Below are 22,288 nucleotides of genomic sequence, written 5' to 3' on the forward strand. Positions count from 1 at the left end.
GGAACCGATGAGGGTTGGCGCGGCATGCCGCGAGGAAAAAAAAGCAGCCCGCAGGCTGCTTTCTGGTGCGCCTCCCGAAGGAGCTTGCCGATCAGGACGCCGACTTGACCGTCCCGGCGGTGCGGGCGAAGCGGGCGCGGAATTTTTCCACGCGGCCGGTCTCGACGATACGCGTCTGCGCGCCGGTGTAGAACGGGTGCGATTCGGACGTCACGTCGCACTTGAAGAGCGGGTACGTCTTGCCGTCCATTTCGACGGTTTCGCGGGTGTGGATGGTCGAGCGGGTGATGAACTTGTTGCCCGTCTGAACGTCCATGAACACCACTTCGCGGTATTCGGGGTGAATGCCTTCTTTCATGATAATTTCCCAGGTTAGCGGGTCGCCAGCCAGGCCGTGCAAGCCGCCCGGCGCACGGCCACGCGTCTTGCGTGGCGGCAACCAGGATGCGCCGTCTGGCAACGTATCCAAAAAACAACCCTGCATTCTAGCACGCATACCTGGCCCCGATACAAGGCCCGTGTGGCGTCAGAGATCCGTCCTCAATTTCCAGATTTCCGGAAACAGCACCACCTCCAGCATCTTGCGCAGGTAGGTGACGCCGGAGGTGCCGCCGGTGCCGCGCTTGAAGCCGATGATGCGCTCCACCGTGGTCACGTGGCGAAAACGCCACAGGCGAAAGGCGTCTTCCAGGTCGGTCAGCTTTTCGCCCAGCTGGTATTGGTTCCAGTAGCGCTCGGATTGCCGGTAGACGGTCAGCCAGGCCTGTTCGACCTGGTCGTCGGCCCGGTAGGGCTGGGTCCAGTCGCGCTGCAGCGCGCCGGCCGGCACGGCCAGGCCGCTGCGGGCCAGGAACCGCAGCGCCTCGTCGTACAGCGAGGGCGCCTCGAAGGCGGCGCGTACCTGCGCCAGCAGGTCGGCGCGGTGGGCGTGGGGCTGCAGCATCGCGGCGTTCTTGTTGCCCAGCAGGTATTCGATCTGGCGGTACTGATAGCTCTGGAAGCCGCTGGAGTGCGCGAGGTAGGGGCGCAGGGCCGAGTATTCGGGCGGTGTCATGGTGGCCAGCACATCCCAGGCCGACACCAGTTGCTCCAGGATCTTGCTGACACGCGCCAGCATCTTGAACGCCGGCTGCAGGCGGTCCTGCTGGATCGCGGCGATGGCCGCGCGCAGTTCGTGCAGCATCAGCTTCATCCACAGCTCGCTGGTCTGGTGCTGCACGATGAACAGCATTTCGTTGTGCTCGGGCGAGAGCGGGCGCTGGGCGCCCAGAAGTTCGTCCAGGTGCAGGTAGTCGCCATAACTCATGTCGCGCGCGAAATCGAGCTGGGCTTTTTCGTCGTGCACGATGGCTTCGGGGCGTTGCGTAGGGGTGGGCTGCATGGTGGGTCCTGCTGCGTGAATGGCGGGTCAGGCCAGTTCGCGCAACACGGCGCGCACCGGACTGGCGTCGGCCTGGACCAGCGCCAGCGGAAGCGCGATCAGTTCGTAATCGCCTTCGTCCACGTCGTCCAGGCGGAGGTTCTCGAGTACGCGCATGTCGTGCCGCCGGATGGCGTGATGGCTGTCCAGGGTCTTGCTGGACGCGGGATCTATGCTGGGCGTATCGATGCCGATCAGCGTGACGCCGCGTCCGGCCAGCCATTCGATGGTCTGGGGCGCATAGGCGGAGAAATCGTCCACCCACCATTGCAGCGCCGCGTGGCGCGCCGTGCGCACCAGTACCCGCGGCGGCAGGCCGGCCTGGGCATGCGCCAGGTGCTCGGGCAGGATGAGCGGGCCGCAGCCGATGGCGTGGATGACGCGACAGGGGCCCAGGAAGGGTTCGAGCGCGACGGCGCCTATGGCGGCCGCGCCATTCTCATAGTGCAGCGGCGCGTCGGCGTGGGCGCCAATGTGGGGCGACAGGGTGATCTCGCTGACATTGACCGGGCAATCCGGCGTCAGCGACCATTTCCATTGCTAGCGATATGGCGTGTCGCCCGGGAAAACCGGCGAGTCGGCAGAAACCGGCGGTGAAATGTCCCACAGGCGCTTCATGAGAAAAAACGGTTTAGGGTTGAAATGACTGACTCCTAGTCTAACGAACTGCCCGGAGTTTGGCGATGCCGGGGTGTCGGGTCCCGTCAGAGGTGTCCTTGCGCGGCCATCGATACCGTGGCGGCGCCGGCGACGATGACGTGGTCGATCAGCCGCACGTCGACCAGGGCCAGCGCCTGCCTGATCTGGCGCGTCATGGCGATGTCCGCGGCGCTGGCGGCGGCGGTGCCGCCCGGATGGTTGTGGGCCAGGATCAGCGCGGCCGCGTGGTGGCGCAATGCCTCGCGGACGATTTCGCGCGGGTAGATCTGCGCCTGGGTCAGGGTGCCGCGGGCGACTTCGGCGCAGATGATCAGCTTGAGCCGCGCGTCCAGGTACAGGGCGATGCAGTGCTCGACCTTGCGGTGGCCCAGGGCCGCCTGGCAATAGCGGCGCACCAGGTCGGGGTTGGCCAGGGCGTCCTGGCGCACCAGGTCTTCTTCGAGCGTGCGGCGGGCCAGTTCCAGCACCGCGGCCAGTACGCAGGCCTTGGCGGTTCCCAGGCCGGGCACCACCTGCAGCTCCGCCGGCGAGGTGCCGAGCAGGCCGCGCAGGCCGCCGAACCGGCGCAGCAGGTCGTGCCCCAGCTGGACCGCGTTGCAGCCCGCCACGCCGGTGCGCAGCGCCAGCGCCAGCAGCTCGGGATCGCTCAGCGTCGCGGCGCCGTGGCGCAGCAGGCGTTCGCGCGGCCAGCCGGCGCGGAGCAGGGGTTCGGGCAGACTCATGGCATAAGCTCTAAAATCAAATCTTTATTGGATTGCCATACGGTGACAGACCTTGAGCGCCGCCTCTGAGAATGTGAATGTTTTGGTCCGTCCGGACTCCTACCTCACCCTGCATTACCGCATCGTGCTGGCCTCGGGGCCTGCCGAGGGCTCGGTGTTCACGGATACCTTCGATGGTCGCCCGGCGACGCTGCAGATGGGCAGCGGCCAGTGGGCCCCCGGCCTCGAAGCCGCCTTGCTCGACCATGCGGAGGGCGAGCGCTTCAGCGTGGCGCTGTCGCCGGCTCAGGCCTATGGCGAGCGCAATCCGGACCTGATCCAGAAAGTGACGCGCGCCATGCTGGCCGAGCATGCGGGCGCCGATGCCGCCTTCGAGCCCGGCGACCTGGTCGAGTTCGCCGCGCCCAATGGCGGGCGCTACTCGGGCGTGCTGAAGGAAATCAACGCCGATTGGGCGATGTTCGACTTCAACCATCCGCTGGCCGGCACCGCCTTGCGCGTGGATGTCGCCATCCTGGGAGTGCTGTGATGACCGCTGAAGTGACCGCCGCCGATGCCGAGGTCCTGCTGGCGCAGCCGCGTGGCTTCTGTGCCGGCGTGGATCGCGCCATCGACATCGTCGAGCGCGCGCTCGAGCTGCATGGCGCGCCGATCTACGTGCGCCACGAGATCGTCCACAACCGCTACGTGGTCGAGGACTTGCGCGGCAAGGGCGCCGTGTTCATCGACGAGCTGGACCAGGCGCCCGCGGGCGCCATCGTGGTGTTCTCGGCGCACGGCGTGTCGCAGGCGGTGCGCGGCGAAGCCGAGGCGCGCGGCCTGCGGGTGTTCGATGCGACCTGCCCGCTGGTGACCAAGGTGCACATCGAAGTGGCGCGCATGCGCGCGGCCGGGCGCGAGATCGTCATGATCGGGCACAAGGGCCATCCCGAGGTGGAGGGCACGCTCGGGCAGGCGCAGGGCGGCATGTACCTGGTCGAAACGGTCGAGGATGTCGCTGCGCTGCAGGTCAGCGATCCGGGCAACCTGGCCTACGTCACGCAAACCACGCTGTCGGTGGACGACGCCGCGGCGGTCGCGGGCGCGCTCAAGGCGCGCTTTCCGGGCATCGTCGAGCCCAAGAAAAGCGACATCTGCTACGCCACCCAGAACCGCCAGGACGCCGTCAAGCTGCTGGCGCCGGAGTGCGACCTGGTGCTGGTCGTGGGCAGCACCAACAGCTCCAATTCCAACCGGCTGCGCGAAGTGGCCGAGCGCAAGGGCGTGGCGGCCTACCTGATCGACGGCGCGCACGCCATCGACCCGGCATGGCTGCAGGGCAGGCGCAGCATCGGCATCACGGCCGGCGCGTCGGCGCCCGAGGTGCTGGTGCAGCAGGTGGTCGAGCGCGTACGCGAGCTCGGCGCGGTGTCGGTGCGCACCATGCCCGGCCTGGAGGAGAGCGTGGCTTTCCCCCTGCCCAAGGGGCTGTCGCGCAAGATCGCCCAGACCGAATCCCTCGAATGACAACGACGCGCGGCGCAGCCCGCGCAGCTGGAGGCAAAATGGAGTTGTACAGCTATTTCCGCAGTTCGGCCGCCTATCGGGTACGCATCGCTCTCAACCTGAAGGGCCTGCCGTACGACTATCGCGCCGTGCACTTGCTCAAGGATGGCGGCCAGCAATTGGCGCCGCAGTACCGCGCGCTCAATCCGAATGCCCTGGTGCCGGCGCTGGTCGACGGCGACGCGGTCCTGACCCAGTCGCTGGCCATTGTCGAATATCTCGAGGAAACCCATCCGCAGCCGCCGCTGCTGCCGTCCGATGCGCTCGGGCGCGCCCGCGTGCGCGCGATCGCGCAGACCATCGCCTGCGACATCCATCCGCTGAACAACCTGCGCGTGCTGAAGTATCTCAAGCACGAGCTCAAGGTCAGCGAAGAGGCCAAGAATGCCTGGTACAAGCACTGGGTGGAGCTGGGCCTCGCGGGGGTCGAGGCCATGCTGGCCGGCGCGCCGCAGACCGGGCGCTTCTGCCATGGCGACGCGCCGACCCTGGCCGATCTGTGCCTGGTGCCGCAATTGGCCAATGCGCGCCGTTTCGGCTGCGATCTGTCGGCCATGCCGACGCTGGCCCGCATCGAAGCGGCATGCGCCGAATTGCCCGCCTTTCAGCAGGCAGCGCCTGCCGTGCAGCCCGACGCCGAGTAGTCGCGCGCCCAAGCAAAAAGGGCAGCCCGGATGGGCTGCCCTTTTTTTCTGGTGCCGGCAAGAGGAGTCGAACCCCCGACCTTCGCATTACGAATGCGCTGCTCTACCAACTGAGCTATGCCGGCCAAAACCTGTTTCTCGGATGCCGCGCTCCCGTGCGGGTGGGCGTATCCAGGAAAGACCGAAATGATATCAGAAAAAAATCGCGATGAGAAATGGGGGACGTGCAAACCCGCGTCGGGGCAGGCAACTTGCACACTTAAAAAAAAGCCGTCATAATCTCGTTTCTTGGCAGTTCCCCGATAGCTCAGTCGGTAGAGCGACGGACTGTTAATCCGCAGGTCGCTGGTTCGAGCCCAGCTCGGGGAGCCAACAGAATTTTTGCCGTATCGTCGGCGATATCGACACCGTCGACACAAAAGGGCCGTTCACGCAAGTGAGCGGCTTTTTGTATTGCGCTTGGCTGGGTGGCCGGGGCGGGGCAGTTGTCATCAGGGGCGCGCGAGCATCAGCGTGACCAGCAGGGTGCTGTCTTCCAGGGCCTTTACGGCGTGCGCGACGCCCGGCGCCAGGTAGACCAGCGTGCCGGCGGGCATGCGTTGCGTCGTGTCCTGCGCGGTCAGCATGACGGCGCCTTCCAGGCACTGGATGGTGATCGCGCTGGCGTCGATGGCGTGGCTGGGCAGTTGCTGATCGCGCGGCAGCACCAGGCGCATCACTTCCAGGTGGTCGGCGCGCACCAGTGCCTGCGAGACGGTCTCGCGCAGCGATTCGCCCAGCGGGCGCAATTCGATCAGTTCGCCCGAGCGGGCGTGATGCATGGCCATAACAAGAACCTCCCTGTGCAAAGGGGGCAAAACCTCAGCTTACTGCACGTCCCCGGGTGTGCAAACGCCGCAGGCGCATGTGCAAGCCCGCGGGCGGCCCGCGGAATGATCAATAGGTGTTGCGCCGTGTGCGGCCGCTGCCCGTGGCGTGGGCGGCGCGGCCGTTTCGGGGCGGCAATGGCGCGGGCGGGCCCGCGCATGGGAAAGCGATGGATGCGTTCAAGCAAGACAGCCGCATCGGCGTGACGGTGTTGACCGGATTCCTGGGCAGCGGCAAGACGATGCTGCTCAATCGCCTGGTGCAGGAGCCCGAGTACGCCGAGGCGGTGGTCATCGTCAACGAGTTCGGCGACATAGGCGTGGACCACCATCTGGTACGCAATGTCGATGACCGTATCGTGCTGCTGGAGGGCGGATGCATATGCTGCATCGCCAGCGGCGGCTTGGTCGATACGCTGCGCGACCTGTTCATGCTGGCGGTGCGCCGCCGCATCAAGCCGTTCAAGCGGGTGCTGCTGGAGACGACCGGCCTGGCCGGGCCCGCCTCGGTCATGTTCTCGCTGCGCCACGATCCGTTCCTGGCCGAGCGCTACGCGTATCATGGCGCGATCGCCATGGTCGATGCGCAGCACGTGCGCGAACAGCTGATGGTGCAGCCCGAGGCGGCCCAGCAGATCGCGCTGGCGGACCTGGTCGTATTCAGCAAGGCGGACCTGGCCGGCCAGGCGCAACTGGCTAGCGCCATGCGCGATGTGGCGCGCGCCAATCCGGGCGTGCCCATGTGCGTGGTGCGCCGCGGCGAGCCGCTGGATGAGCGGCTGCGCGGCGACTTCCTGGTGCGCGAGCGCCGGCAGGCGGCGCCCCTGGGGCGCTGGCTGGGCGCCTTTGCCGCGCCGCCGGGCGGCCCGCACCCCAATGTGGCGCATTTTTCCCTGAACCTGTCGGTGCCGCTGACGCGCGGCATGTTCCTGGCCCGGATGTCGGAGATCCAGGCGGCCTATGACCGCGGCATCCTGCGCATCAAGGGGGTGGTATGTTTCGAGGCCGAAGCCTTGCCCTGTGCGGTGCACGGGGTGCATCGGCAGCTGTATCCGCTGGAGGCGTTGCCGCAATGGCCGGGCGACGACCGCCAGTCGCGCCTGGTGTTCATCCTGCGCGGCCTGGACCGGGACGCGGTCCGGGCCGATGTCGCCCGGCGGCTGCAGCAGGGGTGAGGGCGACGGCCCCTGATCGGGGGCGGGACCGCGGCGCTACGGCCGGGCGCGATCAGAGGATTTGCGCCGCGGTGTCGAACGCCAGGCGGGGGCCGCGCGGGTAGTTGCCGGCCGGGTCGCCGTAGCCCAGGTTGACGAGGAAGTTGGCCTTGCAGCGGCCGTCCGGGAAGAATTCGGCGTCCACCTTGGCCGCGTCGAAGCCGCTCATCGGGCCGGCGTCCAGCCCCAGCATGCGGGCCGCCACGATCAGGTAGGCGCCTTGCAGGGAGCTGTTGCGCATGGCGGTCGCGCGCGCGGCGTCGGCGTTGTTCTCGAAGACCGGACGGGCGTCGTAGGCGCTGAACTGCGTCGGCAGGTGCTCATAGAACTGGGTGTCCTGGGCGACGATCACGGTCACGGGCGCGGCCAGTGTCTTTTCCAGGTTGCCGGGAGACAGGGCGGGCGCCAGGCGCTGCCTGGCCGCGGCGCTGCGCAGGAAGATGAACCGGCCGGGCTGCGAATTCATGGCGGTCGGCCCCCATTTCATCAACTCGTACAACTCGTGCAGGGTCGCGTCGCTGATCGATTGTTCGGTATAGCGATTGAAGGTGCGGGCGGCCTGGAAGATCTGTTCCTGGGCGGCAAGGCTCAACGGGGCATTTATGGGGCGTGCGGGCGTGGATGATTGAGACTGGCCAATTTTAAGTGCTTGAAACGCATCAAAATACGGTATAAACAGAACAGTCTGATGCATAAAGCGAGACAATCGTGGATCGTCTGAAAGCCATGCAGGTCTTCGTGGAAGTTGCCGATCGCGGCAGCCTGTCGGCGGCGGCGATGCACCTGGGCATGTCGCGCGCCATGGTGTCGCGCTACCTGGCCGAGCTCGAGGCCTGGGTGGGCGTGCGGCTGCTGCATCGGACCACCCGCCGCCTGAGCCTGACGCCGGCCGGCTCGGAGACCCTGCCGCGCTGCCGCCGCATGCTGGAAATGGTGGGCGACATGCGCGAGGCTGTGGCCGCGCCCGACGCCGAGCCGCGCGGGCTGCTGCGCGTCACGGCCGCCATGTCGTTCGGCGGCGCGCAGCTGGCCGAAGCGGTGGCGGAGTTCGTGCGCCGCCATCCGGCGGCCAGCATCGATCTGTTGCTGGTCGATCGCGCGGTCAACCTGGTCGAGGAGCGCGTCGACCTGGCGGTGCGGATCACCAATGACCTCGATCCCAACCTGATCGGGCGCAGGCTGGCCGACTGCCGGTCGGTCGTCTGCGCCGCGCCGCAGTACCTGCAGCAGCACGGCGCGCCGGCCAGGGCCGAGGATCTCTCGCTGCACAATTGCCTGACGCATTCTTATTTCGGCCGCAGCCTGTGGCGTTTCGAGCGCGCCGGAGAGCCCGTCGAAGTGCCGGTCGGCGGCAATATCACGGCCAACGAAACCGACGTGCTGATGCGGGCGGCGCTGGCCGGGGCGGGCATTGTCATGCTGCCCACCTACCTGGCGGCCGGGCAGATCGCCGCAGGAACCCTGCGTCCCTTGTTGCCTGATTGCGCGCCGCCGGTGCTGGGAATACATGGGGTCTACGTGTCGCGCAAGCAGATGCCGCTGATACTGCGAACCATGCTCGATTTCCTGGCCGAGCGCTTCAATCCCGCTCCCTGGGACGCGGCGCTCGAGGGGCGCTGAGTGTGGCGCGGGCGCGGCCGGGGCTTTGTCGGGAGGGCGGTTACGGGTATAATCAAGACATTACAGCCGGCCTGGCGCGCGACGCCAAACCGGTTTGTCCGGGCAGGCCTGCGCTGATTGCGCGATATGCCGCCGGGCACGATGTCGTTCCAATACGTCTAAGAATCCCCGATCAACGATTGCGCGTAACCCGGCCCTTGCGGCGCGGGCGCCCGGTCACAAGCCGGCACGGTTGTCGTTGTGCGGTCGGGGCCGCGCCCTGGTCCGGAACGGGCCGCGCAGGCGGGCCCGCCCTGGCGGATTCATTGTTTGCGATTGCCGTGGCGCGCCTGTCCTGGCGCCTGGATACAGGCGCTTGCAGCGGCCGCCGGCTACGGTCAAGAAAGCCTCGGTCTGTGGGCCATGCCCGCGATGCGGTTTGCCGGTGTCGCGCCGCCATGTCGGCACGGCGGCTGGCGCGCCATGTTGCGGCATGCCGGGCCGCGGCATAGCTGGCGGGCCGGCATGCGGTAGTCCCGCCATGATCCAGTTTGATTGAACAAGATATTCGTGAGCGCCAGTATCCGTATTTCCGGTCATGCGTTTTTTCATGCCAGGGCCCATGCCCAGGTTGCCGGGGCGGCCGTGCGTGCTCGCCGCGCGCCCGTCGGCCCGTGGCCAGGCCAGCGCCGGGGCGCGCGCGGCATCGTTGTCGCCACTGCCGCCGCCGCCGCCGCTGTTGTTGCAGCTGTTGTCGCCGCTCTTGTCGTCATTTCAGCCCGCAGCAAGCGCCGCGCCAATGAAAAAGGCCCGGCAACGATGTGCCAGGCCTTGATCAACGATTTGGTTGCGGGGGCAGGTTTGAACCTACGACCTTCGGGTTATGAGCCCGACGAGCTGCCAGACTGCTCCACCCCGCGTCTGAGAAGAAGAATATTAATCTCAATCCCGATTTAGCGCAAGTTTGCTCCCTTCTTTTGTGAGTGCCGATGAACGATAGCGAGGCAATACTCGTGCTGGAAACCGCGCTGCTGTGCGCGTCCCAGCCGATGCAGTTCGCCGAAATGCGCAAGCTGTTCGGTGATGACCAGGATATCGACAACACCGCGTTGCGCGCCTGGCTGGAAGCGCTGCAGGCGCAATGGAACGAGCGCGGTCTGGAGCTGGTGCAGCTGGCTTCGGGCTGGCGTTTCCAGAGCCGGCCGCAGATGCAGCGCTATCTCGAGCGGCTCAATCCCGAGAAGCCGCCCAAGTATTCGCGCGCGGTGCTCGAGACGCTGGCCATCGTTGCCTGGCGGCAGCCCGTGACGCGCGGCGACATCGAGGATATCCGCGGCGTGACGGTGTCGTCGCAGATCGTCAAGGTGCTGGAAGACCGCGGCTGGATCGAGGTCATCGGCCATCGCGATGCGCCCGGCCGGCCGGCGCTGTTCGCCACCACCCGCCAGTTCCTCGATGACCTGGGCCTGCGCGCGCTGGATGAGCTGCCTCCGCTGGAGTCGGCGCAGGCTGCCGCCGCGCTGGCAGGGCTGGACCTGGGCGGCGCCGAGGTGCTGGTCGAGGCGGTCGATGCGGTCGAGGGCGGCGCGGCCCGGGACGAGGCGGACGGCGACGAAGCGGCGGGCCAGGTGGCTGCCTCGCTGGGCGATGCGCAGCCGGAGGTGGCGCAGGCGGGCGTGGATGGCGTAGAATCCGCCGTGTCGCCGGAACCGGTCCTGCCCGTGTCCGCCGACGATGATACGAACGAGCCGGCCGAAACCGCGGCCGCCAGCCTGCCCGGGGCAGGTGTTGCCGAACCGGCGCACGAGTCCGCCGGTGCAGCGCCGGATGATGGGAACGGACCTGTCGAGGTCCCCCCGCTCCAGCCAGACCAGATATCCCTACCTGACGAGCCCGCCGAGGCGCGGCCGCACGTGCCGGCGCCCGAGGTCGGTCCTGGCGAGCCGCAGCCCGAAATCGTGCCCGCCGCGCCCGAGCCCGTCACGCCGCCGGCACCGGGGCGCGACGAGGCCGATGGCGTGGTGTCCAACCCTGAAGATGACGAGCCTGCCGCATCCGGCCGGCTCCCCAAAGTTTGAAATTCGGAGCTGTCCCAGTGACAACGAATACAACGATGCAAGACGACAATTCCTTTCCCGACAATGAATCCCCGGTGGCGCAGCCGCCCGTTGGCGAGCCCGCCGCATCCGGCGAGGCCGGCGACGGCGAGGGCGCAGCCCGGGCGCGTGGCCGCAAGCTGCGCACGCCGTTTCGCCGCCGCCGCGGCGACGCGGCCGCCGCCGGCGAAGCCGGCGCCGACGAGGCGGGCAGCCAGCCCGCCGCCCAGTCCGAGGGCGATGCCCGCGCCAGCGAGCGCGATGCCGACCAGGCGCTGGCCTACCTGGACAACGCGGCGCGCATCGAGCAGCGCCTGGGCAAGTACCTGAACAGCGAGGCAGTGATGCCCAAGCTGCACAAGGTGCTAGCCGATGCCGGAATCGGTTCGCGCCGCGAAATGGAAGAGCTGATCGTGGCCGGCCGAGTGTCGGTCAACGGCGAGCCGGCCCACATCGGCCAGCGCGTCGCTCCCAACGACCAGGTGCGCGTCAACGGCAAGCCGATTGCGCGTCCCAACGCCAAGAAGCCGCCGCGCGTCATCCTCTATCACAAGCCGGCCGGCGAGATCGTCAGCCATGACGACCCGGGCGGACGCGCCAGCGTGTTCGCCAGGCTGCCCAAGCTGCGCACCGGCAAGTGGCTGTCCGTGGGGCGGCTGGACCTCAATACCGAGGGGCTGTTGATCTTCACGACCTCCGGCGACATGGCTAACCGCATCATGCATCCGCGCTACGGTACCGAGCGCGAATACGCGGTGCGCGTCCTGGGCGAGATGGACGACGCGCAGCGCAAGTCGCTCACCGAGGGTATCGAGCTGGAGGACGGCAAGGCGGCTTTCGGTTCTTTCGAATACCTGGGGGGCGACGGCAGCAATCGCTGGTATCGCGTCACCTTGCAGGAGGGGCGCAACCGCGAGGTGCGCCGCATGTTCGAGGCGGTGGGTGTGACCGTCAGCCGCCTGATCCGTACGCGTTTCGGCGATATCGTGTTGCCGCGCAACCTGCGCCGCGGCCGCTGGGAAGAGCTCGACGGTTCGCTGGTGACGGCCCTGATGGTTCAGCTGGGCCTGCTGCGCGACGGGGACGAGTCCGAAGGGCGGCGCAAATCGCGCCAGCCTCAGTCGCATGACAGCGCGCTGCCGCCGGGCTTCGGCACGCTGGAGCGCAATGGCATGAACGGCGCCCGTATCGGCCGTCGCGGCAAGCTGCAGGGCGGCCGTCCCGGCAGCGCGGCCGCGTGTCCGTCCGACCCGTTCGGAACGGGCTTGATGATCACCGGCGGTTATGCCAACGGCCACCCGCTGGGCAACGACAGCGCGGCTGGGCGGGGCGGCAAGGGCAAGCCTGCCAAGGGCAAGGCGGGCGGCGACAAGCCGCAGCGCGGCCAGGGCCGCAAGGCGGCGGGCGCGCAGGCTGGCGGCCAGGGCGGCCAGGGGGCGGCTGCCAAGCCGGCGGGCGCGCGTGGCGGCAAGAAGGCGGGCGGCCGCGCGGCGGCGCCTGGCGCCAAGGGCGCGGGTGGCCGCGCCGGCGGTAACAAGGCAGCCAGCGCGGGCGGCAAGGCGGCCGGCGTGGCCAAGCCGGCCTCGCCCACGGGCAATCGCGGTCCGGCCGCGCCCAAGCCGCAACGCGCGCGTCGCGGCGGCGGTGGTGCCGGCGGTGGTGGCGGTGGCCGGGGCGACGACTGGCAGCCCAAGGGCGCCGGCGCCCACGAGTCCCGTCTCGGGTTCATGGGCGGGCGGGGCGGGCGCGGACGTTGATGTGCGGCGCCACGAAGATCGGATGTGTCCCGCTTATCCGTAAGCTCCCGACGTATCAGGCAAATTTCCGGTTTATCTGGTAAAATCAACGGTTTTCATGGCGCGCAGTGCATTTGCAGGGCAGTGCGCGTGCAGCACGGCGTTGCGCGCAGCGGCTTTTGAATGCACGTTGTGCACGCTTTGGCGCGTGATTGCTGTGATTGACGCCATTTGGCGCGTGAGTCGCAAATGCGCCGGGTTTGCCTTTTTGCAGGGCAGGCCAGCCGGGTGGGCGGCGCGCCAGGGGAACCTGGAATGAGCACGCGGCCACCAGCGGGCCGCGGGCAAGCGCGGCCGATTTTTGCAATATATTTTGGGTCGCAATTTTGGGCTTGGGTTCGGCAAGCGGCGCTGTCAGCAGCGCCCGGCCGGGGGCCAGGCAATACGGTGGGCTGGGCGTGCAGCCCATTTTTTTTTTGAGTGTATGGCTGATTTATTCGCACTGACCGAAGAAGCGCTGGCGGGCATGGACATCGAACTGGTCGATGTCGAACGTGCCGCCATGGGGCTGTTGCGCGTCACCATCGACCGGGTCGATGGCGTGCGTATTGAAGATTGCGAGCAGGTGTCCCGCCAGTTGTCGCACGTGTATGAAGTCGAGAACATCGACTACAAGCGCCTCGAAGTCGGGTCGCCGGGCGTCGATCGTCCGTTGCGCAACGAGGCGGAGTTCCGCCGTTTCGCGGGCGAACGTATCGAGATCAAGCTGCGAGAGGCGCTCGACGGGCGCAAAGTGTTCTCCGGCACGCTGCGCGCGCCCGAGGCGGATGGCGCGTCCGGCCAGGATGACACCGCCGGTGCGGGCAAGGCCGTGTTCGGTCTCGAATTTGAGGCAAAGAAGAACGATATCCAGGTGCTGAGCTTCACGCTCGATGACATCGAGCGCGCAAAGCTGGATCCCGTTCTGGATTTCAAGGGCAAAAAGCGATGAGTCGCGAAATTCTTCTGTTGGTCGATGCTTTGGCGCGCGAAAAGAACGTCACCCGCGAAGTGGTGTTCGGGGCGCTCGAAAGCGCGCTGGCTTCGGCAATGAAAAAGCGCTTCAAGGACGATGCGGACATCCGTGTCTCCATCGATCGTGAAACCGGCGGCCACGAAGGCTTTCGCCGGTGGCTGGTCGTGCCCGACGAGGCTGGCCTGCAAGAGCCCGACAAGCAGGAGCTGCTGTCCGAGGCGCGCGAAATGGCGCCCGACATCGAAGTGGGCGAGTACATCGAGGAAGCGCTCGAGCCGGTCGAGTTCGGCCGTATCGGCGCGCAGGCCGCCAAGCAGGCGATCCTGCAGAAGATCCGCGACGCCGAGCGCGAGCAGGTCCTGAACGACTTCCTCGACCGCGGCGAGACGATTATTTCCGGGTCCATCAAGCGGATGGACAAGGGCGACGTGATCATCGAAACCGGCAAGATCGAAGCGCGCCTGCCGCGCTCCGAGATGATCCCGAAGGAAAACCTGCGGGTCGGCGACCGCGTGCGCGCCTTCGTGCTGCGGGTCGACCACGCCGCGCGCGGACAGCAGCTCATCCTGTCGCGCACCTCGCCCGAGTTCATCCGCCAATTGTTCGAAAACGAAGTGCCCGAGATCGAACAGGGTCTGCTGGAGATCAAGGCCACGGCACGCGACCCGGGCGTGCGCGCCAAGATCGCCGTGGTGGCCTACGACAAGCGTATCGACCCGATCGGCACCTGCGTGGGCATGCGCGGTTCGCGCGTGACCGCCGTGCGCAACGAGCTGGGCGGCGAGCAGGTCGATATCGTGCTGTGGTCGGAAGACCCGGCGCAATTCGTGATCGGCGCGCTGGCGCCGGCCAACGTCGAGTCCATCGTGGTGGACGAAGACAAGCACGCGATGGACGTGGTGGTCGACGAGGAAAACCTGCCCAAGGCCATCGGCGCCAAGGGGCAGAACGTGCGCCTGGCGTCCGAGCTGACCGGCTGGCAGATCAACATCATGACGCCGGAGGAAAGCCTCAATCGCCAGGAAACCGAGCGTGCCGCGTTGCGCGCGACGTTCATGAGCAAGCTGGACGTCGACGAAGAGGTGGCCGACATCCTGATCGATGAAGGTTTCACCGGTATCGAAGAGATTGCCTACGTGCCCATGCAGGAACTGCTGGAGATCGAGGCATTCGACGAGGACACCATCAATGAGCTGCGTGCCCGTGCCCGCAATGCGCTGCTGACCGAGGCGATCGCCCAGGAAGAGCGCCTTGAAACGGCCCAGGACCTGCTCGAACTCGAGGGCATCACGCCGGAGCTGGCCGCCAAGCTGGCCGAACGGCAGGTGCATACGCGTGACGATCTGGCCGAGCTGTCGACCGACGAGCTGGCCGAGATTGCCGGCCTGCAGGAAGAGGAAGCCAGCGATCTGATCATGCGTGCCCGCGCCCACTGGTTCGACGAGGAATGAAACACGGCGCACGGTTGTACGGCGTAATGCCGAGAGTTCATGTTTGTAATTAGCTGCATATAGGGAAGAGAGCCTAATGTCGAGTAATACTGTCGCCCAGTTCGCTACCGAGCTGAAAATGCCTGCCAACGTGCTGCTCGAGCAGTTGCGTGCGGCCGGTGTTGACCTCAAATCGGTGGACGACGCCGTCACCGATAGCGACAAGGCGAAGTTGCTCGAATCGCTGCGTCGCGCGCATGGTGCGACCGAGGGCAAGAAAATCACCCTGACGCGTCGCCAGACCTCCGAGATCCGGCAGGCCGACGCCACCGGCCGCTCGCGCACGATCCAGGTCGAGGTGCGCAAGAAGCGCGTTTTCGTCAAGCGCGATCCGGCCGAACCGGTGCGCGCCGAGCCGGCGGTCGAGACGGCTGCCAAGCCGGTCGAGCCGCCCGTCGCCGAGGCGCCCGCCGAGCCCGTCGCGGCGCCGGCGGCCGAACCGCAACCCGAACAGCCCGCTCAGGCCGAAGCCCAGCCCGAGCCGACTCCCGCTGCCCAGGCCGAGCCTGAGCCGCAACCCGAGCCTCAACCGGAAGCCGCTCCTGCCCAGGCAGTCGCCGAGCCGGTCGAACCTGCAAAGAATGTATCTGTCACCGAGACCGAGGCTGAACAGGCCCGGCCGGAACCCGTTGTGCACGCCCAAACTGAACTGACCTCCCAAACCCCGGCTCCGGTCGCCCAGCCGTCCGCACCCGCTGAATCTCCCAAGAGCGCCAAGGCCGAACCGGCCGCCGCGCCCAAGACCACGGCCAAGCCGGGTGAGATCCGCCGCGCCGCCGCGCCGGCGGCGCCCGACCGCGCCCGCGAAGAGGCGCGCCGCGCCGCCGAGGCCGAGGCCGCCGCGCTGCGCGAGATGCTCAGCCGTCCGCGCAAGGTGCTGCGCGCGCCCGAGCCCGAGCCGCAGGCAGGCGCCCTGTCGGGCACGCTGCACAAGCCGGCCGGCAAGCCGGCCACCACGGCCGCGCCCAAGAAGGACGCCAAGCCGGGCGCGCCGGGTGCCAAGAAGACCATCAAGACCGCCGAGGTGTCCTCCACCTGGAGCGACGACAGCGCCCGCAAGAAGCCGGCCGACAACAAGCCCGCGGTCACCACGCGTGACGGCTGGCGCGCCGGCGGCAAGGGCGGCAGGGGCGGACGCAACAGCCGCAACCAGCACCAGGACCGTCGTCACGAGCAGGTGCAGCAGGAATTCATCGCGCGCGAGATCCACGTTCCCGAAACCATCAGCGTGGCCGACCTGGCCCACAAGATGTCGGTGAAGGCGGCCGAGGTCATCAAGCAATTGATGAAGCTGGGCCAGATGGTCACGATCAACCAGGTGCTGGACCAGGAAACCGCGATGATCGTGGTGCAGGAGTTCGGCCACACGGCGATCGCCGCCAAGCTGGACGATCCCGAGGCCTTCCTGGACGAAACCGCAGCGGTCACCGAGGCCGAAGCCGAGCCGCGCGCGCCGGTCGTGACCGTCATGGGCCACGTCGACCACGGCAAGACCTCGCTGCTGGATTACATCCGCCGCGCCAAGGTCGCCTCGGGCGAAGCCGGGGGCATTACCCAGCACATCGGCGCGTATCACGTCGAGACAGGCCGTGGCGTGGTGACCTTCCTGGACACCCCGGGCCACGAGGCCTTCACGGCGATGCGTGCGCGCGGCGCCAAGGCCACCGACATCGTCATCCTGGTGGTGGCGGCCGATGACGGCGTGATGCCGCAGACGCGCGAAGCCATTCACCATGCCAAGGCCGGCGGCGTGCCGCTGGTGGTGGCCGTCAACAAGATCGACAAGCCCGAGGCCAACCCCGAGCGCGTCAAGCAGGAACTGGTGGCCGAGGAAGTCGTGCCGGAAGAATACGGCGGCGACGTGCCGTTCGTGCCGGTGTCGGCCAAGACGGGCGCGGGCATCGACGATTTGCTCGAGAACGTGCTGTTGCAGGCCGAGATCCTGGAACTGAAGGCGCCGATCGAAGTGCCGGCCAAGGGCCTGGTCATCGAGGCGCGCCTGGACAAGGGTCGCGGCCCGGTTGCCACCATCCTGGTGCAAAGCGGCACGCTCAAGCGCGGCGATGTCGTGCTGGCCGGCGCCAGCTTCGGCCGCGTGCGCGCCATGCTGGACGAGAACGGCAAGCAGATCCAGACCGCCGGTCCGTCGATCCCGGTCGAGATCCAGGGCCTGACCGAAGTGCCGGCCGCCGGCGACGAACTGATGGTGCTGTCCGACGAGCGCAAGGCGCGCGAGATCGCGCTGTTCCGCCAGGGCAAGTTCCGCGACGTCAAGCTGGCGCGCCAGCAGGCCGCCAAGCTGGAGTCCATGTTCGACAACCTGGGCGAGGGCACGCAGACCCTGGCGCTGATCGTCAAGACCGACGTGCAGGGTTCGCAGGAGGCGCTGGTGTCTTCGCTGACCAAGTTGTCGACCGACGAAGTGCGCGTGCAGGTGGTGCATGCCGCCGTGGGCGGCATCTCGGAAAGCGACGTCAACCTGGCCATCGCCTCCAATGCGGTGGTGATCGGGTTCAACGTGCGCGCCGAGCAAAGCGCCAAGAAGCTGGCCGAGACCAACGGTATCGACCTGCGCTACTACAACATCATCTACGACGCGGTCGACGAAGTGAAGGCCGCCATGTCGGGGATGCTGGCTCCCGAGAAGCGCGAAGAGGTCATCGGCCTGGTCGAAGTGCGCGAGGTCTACACGATCTCCCGTATCGGCACGGTGGCGGGCTGCATGGTACTCGACGGCGTGGTGCGCCGCGATTCGCAGGTTCGACTGCTGCGCAACAACGTGGTTCAATGGACGGGCCATCTCGATTCGCTGCGCCGTTTCAAGGACGACGTCAAGGAAGTCAAATCCGGCTTCGATTGCGGCCTGACCCTGCGCGGCAACAACGACCTGCAGCTGGGCGACCAGCTGGAAGTCTTTGAAATCAAGGAGATCGCGCGCACGCTGTAAGGTGCGAGGCGATACAGCAATCTTTACATGCGCCGTCACAAGTCCAAATCCATCCCCGGCCGCAATCTGCGGCTGGCCGACCAGATCCAGAAGGATCTGGCCGGGATCATTCAGCGCGAGATCGATATGACCCGCGCCGGACTGATCACGCTTTCGGGTGTGGAGCTGTCGGCCGACTACGCGCATGCCAAGGTGTATTTCACGGTGTTGGGCGCCGAGCCCGACACCGCTGCCGCCTTGCTGAACGAAAAGGCCGGCTGGCTGCATTCGCAGCTGTACAAGCTGCTGCACATCCATACTGTTCCCACCCTGCGGTTCGTGCATGATCTGCAAATCACCCGCGGCATCGAGATGTCGGTGCTGATCGATCGTGCCAACCGGCCCGGTCCGCACTCGGGTGTTCCCGACGAGCCCGAAGACCAGTCCTGACCGGGCTGTCGTCGCTGCTTTTTCTCCTTTTTCCGGATTCGACGATGGCTAAACGACGCGGGCTCGCGCTCGACGGTGTGCTGTTGCTGGACAAACCCGTGGGTTTGTCCAGCAACCACGCCTTGCAGCGAGCCAAGCGCACCGTGGACGCGGCCAAGGCCGGTCATACGGGAACGCTGGACCCTTTCGCCACCGGCCTGCTGGTTTGCTGCATGGGCCGGGCTACCAAGATCTCGGGCCGCATGCTCGAGGCCGACAAGACCTACCAGGCCATGCTGCAGTTTGGCGAGGAGACCGACTCGGGCGACCTGACCGGCCACATCGTGGCCCGGGCCCCGGACGGATTTGCCGGTGTCGAAGAGGCGGCGCTGCGCGATGTGCTGTCACGTTTCGTGGGCACGATCGAGCAGATCCCGCCCATGTATTCGGCGCTCAAGCGCGACGGCAAGCCGCTTTACGAGTACGCCCGGGCGGGCATCGAGCTGGACCGTCCGCCCAGGCAGGTGACCATCCGCCACATCGAGCTGCTGTCGTTCTCCGGGATGCAGGCGCAGATCGATGTGGCCTGCAGCAAGGGCACCTATATACGCACGCTGGCCCAGGACATCGGCCGCGCGCTGGGCTGCCATGCCCACCTGGCGGCGCTGCGGCGCACGCACGTCGGGCCGTTTTCGCTGGACCGCGCCGTAACCCTGGAAGCCCTGCAGGCGATGCCCGACGCCAAGCAGGCCTTGCTTGCCATGAATGAATTGCCGGCGGGCCTGCTGCCCGCCACCTGAACTTAAAGGACCTGCTATGACCCGCGCCCTGCGCAACGTCGCCATCATTGCCCACGTGGACCACGGCAAAACGACCCTGGTCGACCAATTGCTACGCCAATCCGGCACTTTCCGCGAGAACCAATCGGTGGCCGAACGGGTCATGGATTCGAACGACATCGAGAAAGAACGCGGCATCACCATTCTGGCCAAGAACTGCGCCGTCGAATACGAAGGCACGCACATCAACATCGTCGACACCCCGGGACACGCCGACTTCGGCGGCGAAGTCGAGCGGGTGCTGTCGATGGTCGATGGCGTCCTGCTGCTGGTCGATGCCGTCGAAGGCCCCATGCCGCAGACCATCTTCGTCACGCGCAAGGCGCTGGCCCTGGGCCTCAAGCCCATCGTGGTGGTCAACAAGATCGACCGTCCGGGCGCGCGTCCGGATTTCGTGATCAATGCCACCTTCGAGCTTTTCGACAAGCTGGGCGCCACGGAAGAGCAGCTGGACTTCCCGGTGGTGTACGCCTCGGGCCTGTCGGGCTACGCCGGACTGACCGACGACGTGCGTTCGGGCGACATGCGGCCGCTGTTCGAGGCCATCATGAAGTACGTGCCGCAGCGCGATGACGATGCCAACGGGCCGCTGCAGATGCAGATCATCTCGTTGGACTACAACAGCTACGTCGGCAAGATCGGCGTGGGCCGCATCAACCGCGGCCGCATGCGCGGCAACATGGATGTCGCGTTCCGCTTCGGGCCCGATGGCGAGGTCCAGCGCGGCCGCATCAACCAGGTGATGAAATTCAGCGGCCTGGAGCGCGTTGTCGTGGACGAGGCCGAAGCCGGCGACATCGTGCTGGTCAACGGCATCGAAGACCTGCACATCGGTTCGACCATCACCGACCCGTCCACGCCCGAGGGCTTGCCGGTACTGCGCATCGACGAACCCACGTTGACCATGAACTTCATGGTCAACACCTCGCCGCTGGCCGGCCGCGAAGGCAAGTTCGTGACCAGCCGCCAGATCCGCGACCGCCTGGAGCGCGAGCTGAAGTCCAACGTGGCGCTGCGCGTACGCGACACCGGCGACGATACGGTGTTCGAGGTCTCGGGCCGTGGCGAACTGCACCTGACCATCCTGCTGGAGAACATGCGTCGCGAGGGCTACGAGCTGGCCGTGTCGCGCCCGCGCGTGGTCTTCAAGGAAATCGACGGCGTGAAATGCGAGCCGTTCGAGGCGCTGACGGTCGATGTCGAGGACGCCCACCAGGGCGGCGTGATGGAAGAGCTGGGCCGCCGCAAGGGCGACCTGCAGGACATGCAGCCCGATGGCCGTGGCCGTACCCGCCTGGAATACATCATTCCGGCGCGCGGCTTGATCGGCTTTCAGAACGAGTTCCTGACGCTGACGCGCGGCACCGGCCTGATGAGCCATATCTTCCACGAGTACGCGCCGCTGCGCGAAGGTTCGATCGGCGAGCGCCGCAACGGCGTGCTGATCAGCCAGGATAACGGCGACGCGGTGGCCTACGCCCTGTGGAAGCTGCAGGATCGCGGCCGCATGTTCGTCAGCCCCGGCGAGCCGCTGTACGAAGGCATGATCATTGGCATCCACAGCCGCGACAACGACCTGGTGGTCAACCCCATCAAGGGCAAGCAGCTGACCAACGTTCGCGCGTCGGGCACCGACGAGGCCGTGCGCCTGGTGCCGCCGATCCAGATGTCGCTCGAGTATGCGGTCGAGTTCATCGACGACGATGAACTGGTCGAGATCACGCCCAAGTCGATCCGCCTGCGCAAGCGCTACCTGCAGGAGCACGAGCGCCGCCGCGCTTCGCGCGAAAACGCGTAACGCACGTGCCGGCCGCCTCCAGGCGGCGGTGCCAGCGCAAGGGTTGTGGCCGTGGCGGCCACAACCCTTTTTACATGCAACCGCCGCGATTGCAGGTGGCCAGCCCGGTGATCGAGTAGGCCGGCACGTCCGGCACGGCGGCAAAGTCGGGGCGCCGGTCGTGGTCGACATAGACGCGCAGCGGCAGGCCCTGCCGCCTCAGCGTTTCCAGGGCGCGCCGCAGCGTGGCGTAGGATTCGCGGTGCAAGCGGCCGGCCTGCGGGCTGATGCAGGCCTGCACGACGGGATTGCCGTCACGCGTGAATACCGCGCACAGGTCGCCGAAGGGCAGGTCGTCGAGCCGGGCCACGCGCACATTGGAGTAGTGGCCCAAGCCCGTGGCGGGAGGAAGGGTGCGGCGCCACTGCCAGGCGCCCCACCCGGGTACGTGGCCCCAGGCGTGAACGCCCCGGCCGATCGCGCCGTCCGAGCCCGACGCGAGGCAGAAGTGGTCGCGCAGGCCGCGGATGTCCGCGAGCCTGGCGCGCTTGAGCTCGCCGCCATACTTGCCGCCCAGGTATTGGCCGTCGGCCAGGCCGTGGATAGGCCAGGGCTCGTTGCCCGAGAGTTCGCGCATGCGCGCCCGCAACGAGGGGCGATGCGCCTGGTCGTACGTCAGCGGGGCGTAGCCGGAAGGGCAATTGCCATAGCCGCGCACCAGGATCAGCTCGGAGGCGGCCCAGGCGCGCGCGCCCGGCAACAGCAGGCACAGCAGCGACGCGGCCAGCCAGCCGGCACGCGGGGAGATCCGCTTCATGGGAGCAGCCCTCCCACGCCGCAAGGCGCAATGGAGAGGATTTCTGCGCGCGAGAACAGGCGGTAGATCTGCGGATCGGTCCAAACGTCGGATTCGACCCGCAGCGATGTGGGCCTGTTTGCCGCATGGCAGGTGATGATGCGCGCGACGTGTTCGTCGAAGTGGCGGCGCGCCTTGCCGTAGCGTTGCACGGCGCAGGCAATGCGCAGCGCTTGCGGCGAGGCCTGTCCTTCGGGATGGAAGCGCGCACACACGAAGGGCGTGGAGCCGGTGTGCAGCTGGCCGATGTGGTAGGCCTCGATGACGGCGGAAGGGTAGTCGTGCACCGCGCCGGCGTGCGCCAGCGGCCAGGCGGCCAGCAGCGCGGCCAGCAGCGCGGCCAGCGCGGGTACGGTGAATTTAAATGGGGGCATAACGAGTGAAGCGCTGGACTGCGAATTGCGTGGCAGTCTAGGGCCTGGCCGGCGCCGTGGGCGCTCGCGCGTCGTGTGTT

At 67.2% G+C, this 22,288-nt stretch carries 20 protein-coding genes, 3 tRNA genes and 1 pseudogene; 14 read left to right on the forward strand and 10 right to left on the reverse strand.

Annotated features, from left to right (window positions below):
- Nucleotides 1-91 precede the first annotated feature (91 nt).
- From LK409_RS07210 to radC, 4 genes and pseudogenes are all read right to left on the reverse strand, one after another.
- On the reverse strand, nucleotides 92-358 hold the full coding sequence (locus LK409_RS07210; protein WP_003810513.1) for a type B 50S ribosomal protein L31: 267 nt from the start codon (nucleotides 356-358) through the stop codon (nucleotides 92-94).
- Nucleotides 359-526: 168 nt separating this feature from the next.
- Entirely contained in the window at nucleotides 527-1,381 is an 855-nt protein-coding gene (gene kynA, locus LK409_RS07215) for a tryptophan 2,3-dioxygenase (RefSeq protein WP_010928236.1), read from the reverse strand.
- A gap of 27 nt (nucleotides 1,382-1,408) precedes the next feature.
- Nucleotides 1,409-2,038 (reverse strand): annotated as a pseudogene (gene kynB, locus LK409_RS07220) (arylformamidase).
- An 86-nt stretch (nucleotides 2,039-2,124) separates the two neighbouring features.
- Nucleotides 2,125-2,802, reverse strand: a complete 678-nt coding sequence (gene radC, locus LK409_RS07225; protein WP_010928237.1) for a RadC family protein — start codon at nucleotides 2,800-2,802, stop codon at nucleotides 2,125-2,127.
- Between the two features lie 52 nt (nucleotides 2,803-2,854).
- Here radC and LK409_RS07230 point away from each other — a divergent pair, with 52 nt between their 5' ends.
- From LK409_RS07230 to maiA, 3 genes are read left to right on the forward strand one after another with little or no spacing between them, the layout of a single operon-like run.
- Nucleotides 2,855-3,331: an FKBP-type peptidyl-prolyl cis-trans isomerase gene (locus tag LK409_RS07230; protein WP_010928238.1), complete on the forward strand. Its 477-nt coding sequence runs from the start codon at nucleotides 2,855-2,857 to the stop codon at nucleotides 3,329-3,331.
- On the forward strand, nucleotides 3,331-4,308 hold the full coding sequence (gene ispH, locus LK409_RS07235) for a 4-hydroxy-3-methylbut-2-enyl diphosphate reductase (RefSeq protein ID WP_010930264.1): 978 nt from the start codon (nucleotides 3,331-3,333) through the stop codon (nucleotides 4,306-4,308). The genes LK409_RS07230 and ispH overlap by 1 nt, the downstream gene beginning before the upstream one ends.
- Nucleotides 4,309-4,346: 38 nt before the next feature.
- Nucleotides 4,347-4,991 (forward strand): maleylacetoacetate isomerase, encoded by a 645-nt coding sequence (gene maiA / locus LK409_RS07240; RefSeq protein ID WP_033471726.1) that lies wholly within the window; start codon nucleotides 4,347-4,349, stop codon nucleotides 4,989-4,991.
- Nucleotides 4,992-5,040: 49 nt separating this feature from the next.
- Here maiA and LK409_RS07245 read toward each other — a convergent pair.
- Nucleotides 5,041-5,116, reverse strand: a tRNA-Thr gene (locus LK409_RS07245).
- A 171-nt stretch (nucleotides 5,117-5,287) separates the two neighbouring features.
- On the opposite strand from LK409_RS07245, the gene LK409_RS07250 reads away from it, so the two are divergent.
- A tRNA-Asn gene (locus LK409_RS07250) sits at nucleotides 5,288-5,363 on the forward strand.
- Between the two features lie 119 nt (nucleotides 5,364-5,482).
- On the opposite strand, the gene LK409_RS07255 is transcribed toward LK409_RS07250, so the two are convergent.
- On the reverse strand, nucleotides 5,483-5,818 hold the full coding sequence (locus LK409_RS07255) for a cupin domain-containing protein (RefSeq protein ID WP_010928240.1): 336 nt from the start codon (nucleotides 5,816-5,818) through the stop codon (nucleotides 5,483-5,485).
- A 209-nt stretch (nucleotides 5,819-6,027) separates the two neighbouring features.
- Here LK409_RS07255 and LK409_RS07260 point away from each other — a divergent pair, with 209 nt between their 5' ends.
- Nucleotides 6,028-7,032 (forward strand): CobW family GTP-binding protein, encoded by a 1,005-nt coding sequence (locus LK409_RS07260; RefSeq protein WP_059565437.1) that lies wholly within the window; start codon nucleotides 6,028-6,030, stop codon nucleotides 7,030-7,032.
- Nucleotides 7,033-7,084: 52 nt separating this feature from the next.
- On the opposite strand, the gene LK409_RS07265 is transcribed toward LK409_RS07260, so the two are convergent.
- Complete coding sequence (locus tag LK409_RS07265) at nucleotides 7,085-7,675, reverse strand: malonic semialdehyde reductase (RefSeq protein WP_010926772.1); 591 nt, start codon at nucleotides 7,673-7,675, stop codon at nucleotides 7,085-7,087.
- A 104-nt stretch (nucleotides 7,676-7,779) separates the two neighbouring features.
- On the opposite strand from LK409_RS07265, the gene LK409_RS07270 reads away from it, so the two are divergent.
- A complete protein-coding gene (locus LK409_RS07270) occupies nucleotides 7,780-8,691 on the forward strand; it encodes a LysR family transcriptional regulator (RefSeq protein WP_003810537.1) in 912 nt (303 codons plus the stop codon).
- A gap of 823 nt (nucleotides 8,692-9,514) precedes the next feature.
- On the opposite strand, the gene LK409_RS07275 is transcribed toward LK409_RS07270, so the two are convergent.
- Nucleotides 9,515-9,590, reverse strand: a tRNA-Met gene (locus tag LK409_RS07275).
- Nucleotides 9,591-9,659: 69 nt separating this feature from the next.
- On the opposite strand from LK409_RS07275, the gene scpB reads away from it, so the two are divergent.
- The 8 genes from scpB (at nucleotide 9,660) to typA (ending at nucleotide 20,999) form a co-directional block, all read left to right on the forward strand.
- Complete coding sequence (scpB, locus tag LK409_RS07280) at nucleotides 9,660-10,748, forward strand: SMC-Scp complex subunit ScpB (protein ID WP_033446426.1); 1,089 nt, start codon at nucleotides 9,660-9,662, stop codon at nucleotides 10,746-10,748.
- A 35-nt stretch (nucleotides 10,749-10,783) separates the two neighbouring features.
- Entirely contained in the window at nucleotides 10,784-12,523 is a 1,740-nt protein-coding gene (rluB, locus tag LK409_RS07285; RefSeq protein WP_041937173.1) for a 23S rRNA pseudouridine(2605) synthase RluB, read from the forward strand.
- Between the two features lie 463 nt (nucleotides 12,524-12,986).
- Nucleotides 12,987-13,493, forward strand: a complete 507-nt coding sequence (gene rimP / locus LK409_RS07290) for a ribosome maturation factor RimP (RefSeq protein WP_010928243.1) — start codon at nucleotides 12,987-12,989, stop codon at nucleotides 13,491-13,493.
- Nucleotides 13,490-14,968, forward strand: a complete 1,479-nt coding sequence (nusA, locus tag LK409_RS07295) for a transcription termination factor NusA (protein ID WP_010928244.1) — start codon at nucleotides 13,490-13,492, stop codon at nucleotides 14,966-14,968. The genes rimP and nusA overlap by 4 nt, the downstream gene beginning before the upstream one ends.
- A gap of 76 nt (nucleotides 14,969-15,044) precedes the next feature.
- Nucleotides 15,045-17,954, forward strand: a complete 2,910-nt coding sequence (infB, locus tag LK409_RS07300; RefSeq protein ID WP_010928245.1) for a translation initiation factor IF-2 — start codon at nucleotides 15,045-15,047, stop codon at nucleotides 17,952-17,954.
- Nucleotides 17,955-17,981: 27 nt separating this feature from the next.
- Nucleotides 17,982-18,383, forward strand: a complete 402-nt coding sequence (gene rbfA, locus LK409_RS07305) for a 30S ribosome-binding factor RbfA (protein WP_010928246.1) — start codon at nucleotides 17,982-17,984, stop codon at nucleotides 18,381-18,383.
- A gap of 44 nt (nucleotides 18,384-18,427) precedes the next feature.
- A complete protein-coding gene (gene truB, locus LK409_RS07310) occupies nucleotides 18,428-19,162 on the forward strand; it encodes a tRNA pseudouridine(55) synthase TruB (protein WP_010928247.1) in 735 nt (244 codons plus the stop codon).
- A gap of 16 nt (nucleotides 19,163-19,178) precedes the next feature.
- Nucleotides 19,179-20,999, forward strand: coding sequence for a translational GTPase TypA (typA, locus tag LK409_RS07315; RefSeq protein ID WP_003818637.1), 1,821 nt, complete (start codon nucleotides 19,179-19,181; stop codon nucleotides 20,997-20,999).
- 70 nt (nucleotides 21,000-21,069) lie between these two features.
- Here typA and LK409_RS07320 read toward each other — a convergent pair whose 3' ends face one another.
- A complete protein-coding gene (locus tag LK409_RS07320; protein ID WP_010928248.1) occupies nucleotides 21,070-21,795 on the reverse strand; it encodes a toxin in 726 nt (241 codons plus the stop codon).
- A complete protein-coding gene (locus LK409_RS07325; protein WP_010928249.1) occupies nucleotides 21,792-22,208 on the reverse strand; it encodes a hypothetical protein in 417 nt (138 codons plus the stop codon). Before LK409_RS07325 ends, LK409_RS07320 begins: the two co-directional genes overlap by 4 nt.
- Nucleotides 22,209-22,288: the final 80 nt, after the last annotated feature.

Source organism: Bordetella parapertussis, assembly GCF_020735925.1.
Classification (GTDB): Bacteria; Pseudomonadota; Gammaproteobacteria; order Burkholderiales; family Burkholderiaceae_B; genus Bordetella; species Bordetella pertussis.

Excerpts from the sequence above, each read along its gene's own strand:
- rimP (WP_010928243.1), top strand. The coding sequence starts at position 12,987 with ATGGCTGATTTATTCGCACTGACCGAAGAAGCGCTGGCGGGCATGGAC.
- ispH (WP_010930264.1), top strand. The coding sequence starts at position 3,331 with ATGACCGCTGAAGTGACCGCCGCCGATGCCGAGGTCCTGCTGGCGCAG.
- radC (WP_010928237.1), bottom strand. The coding sequence starts at position 2,802 with ATGAGTCTGCCCGAACCCCTGCTCCGCGCCGGCTGGCCGCGCGAACGC.
- LK409_RS07210 (WP_003810513.1), bottom strand. The coding sequence starts at position 358 with ATGAAAGAAGGCATTCACCCCGAATACCGCGAAGTGGTGTTCATGGAC.
- scpB (WP_033446426.1), top strand. The coding sequence starts at position 9,660 with ATGAACGATAGCGAGGCAATACTCGTGCTGGAAACCGCGCTGCTGTGC.
- typA (WP_003818637.1), top strand. The coding sequence starts at position 19,179 with ATGACCCGCGCCCTGCGCAACGTCGCCATCATTGCCCACGTGGACCAC.
- maiA (WP_033471726.1), top strand. The coding sequence starts at position 4,347 with ATGGAGTTGTACAGCTATTTCCGCAGTTCGGCCGCCTATCGGGTACGC.
- nusA (WP_010928244.1), top strand. The coding sequence starts at position 13,490 with ATGAGTCGCGAAATTCTTCTGTTGGTCGATGCTTTGGCGCGCGAAAAG.
- LK409_RS07320 (WP_010928248.1), bottom strand. The coding sequence starts at position 21,795 with ATGAAGCGGATCTCCCCGCGTGCCGGCTGGCTGGCCGCGTCGCTGCTG.
- truB (WP_010928247.1), top strand. The coding sequence starts at position 18,428 with ATGGCTAAACGACGCGGGCTCGCGCTCGACGGTGTGCTGTTGCTGGAC.
- rluB (WP_041937173.1), top strand. The coding sequence starts at position 10,784 with ATGCAAGACGACAATTCCTTTCCCGACAATGAATCCCCGGTGGCGCAG.
- LK409_RS07325 (WP_010928249.1), bottom strand. The coding sequence starts at position 22,208 with ATGCCCCCATTTAAATTCACCGTACCCGCGCTGGCCGCGCTGCTGGCC.
- infB (WP_010928245.1), top strand. The coding sequence starts at position 15,045 with ATGTCGAGTAATACTGTCGCCCAGTTCGCTACCGAGCTGAAAATGCCT.
- rbfA (WP_010928246.1), top strand. The coding sequence starts at position 17,982 with ATGCGCCGTCACAAGTCCAAATCCATCCCCGGCCGCAATCTGCGGCTG.
- kynA (WP_010928236.1), bottom strand. The coding sequence starts at position 1,381 with ATGCAGCCCACCCCTACGCAACGCCCCGAAGCCATCGTGCACGACGAA.
- LK409_RS07255 (WP_010928240.1), bottom strand. The coding sequence starts at position 5,818 with ATGGCCATGCATCACGCCCGCTCGGGCGAACTGATCGAATTGCGCCCG.
- LK409_RS07260 (WP_059565437.1), top strand. The coding sequence starts at position 6,028 with ATGGATGCGTTCAAGCAAGACAGCCGCATCGGCGTGACGGTGTTGACC.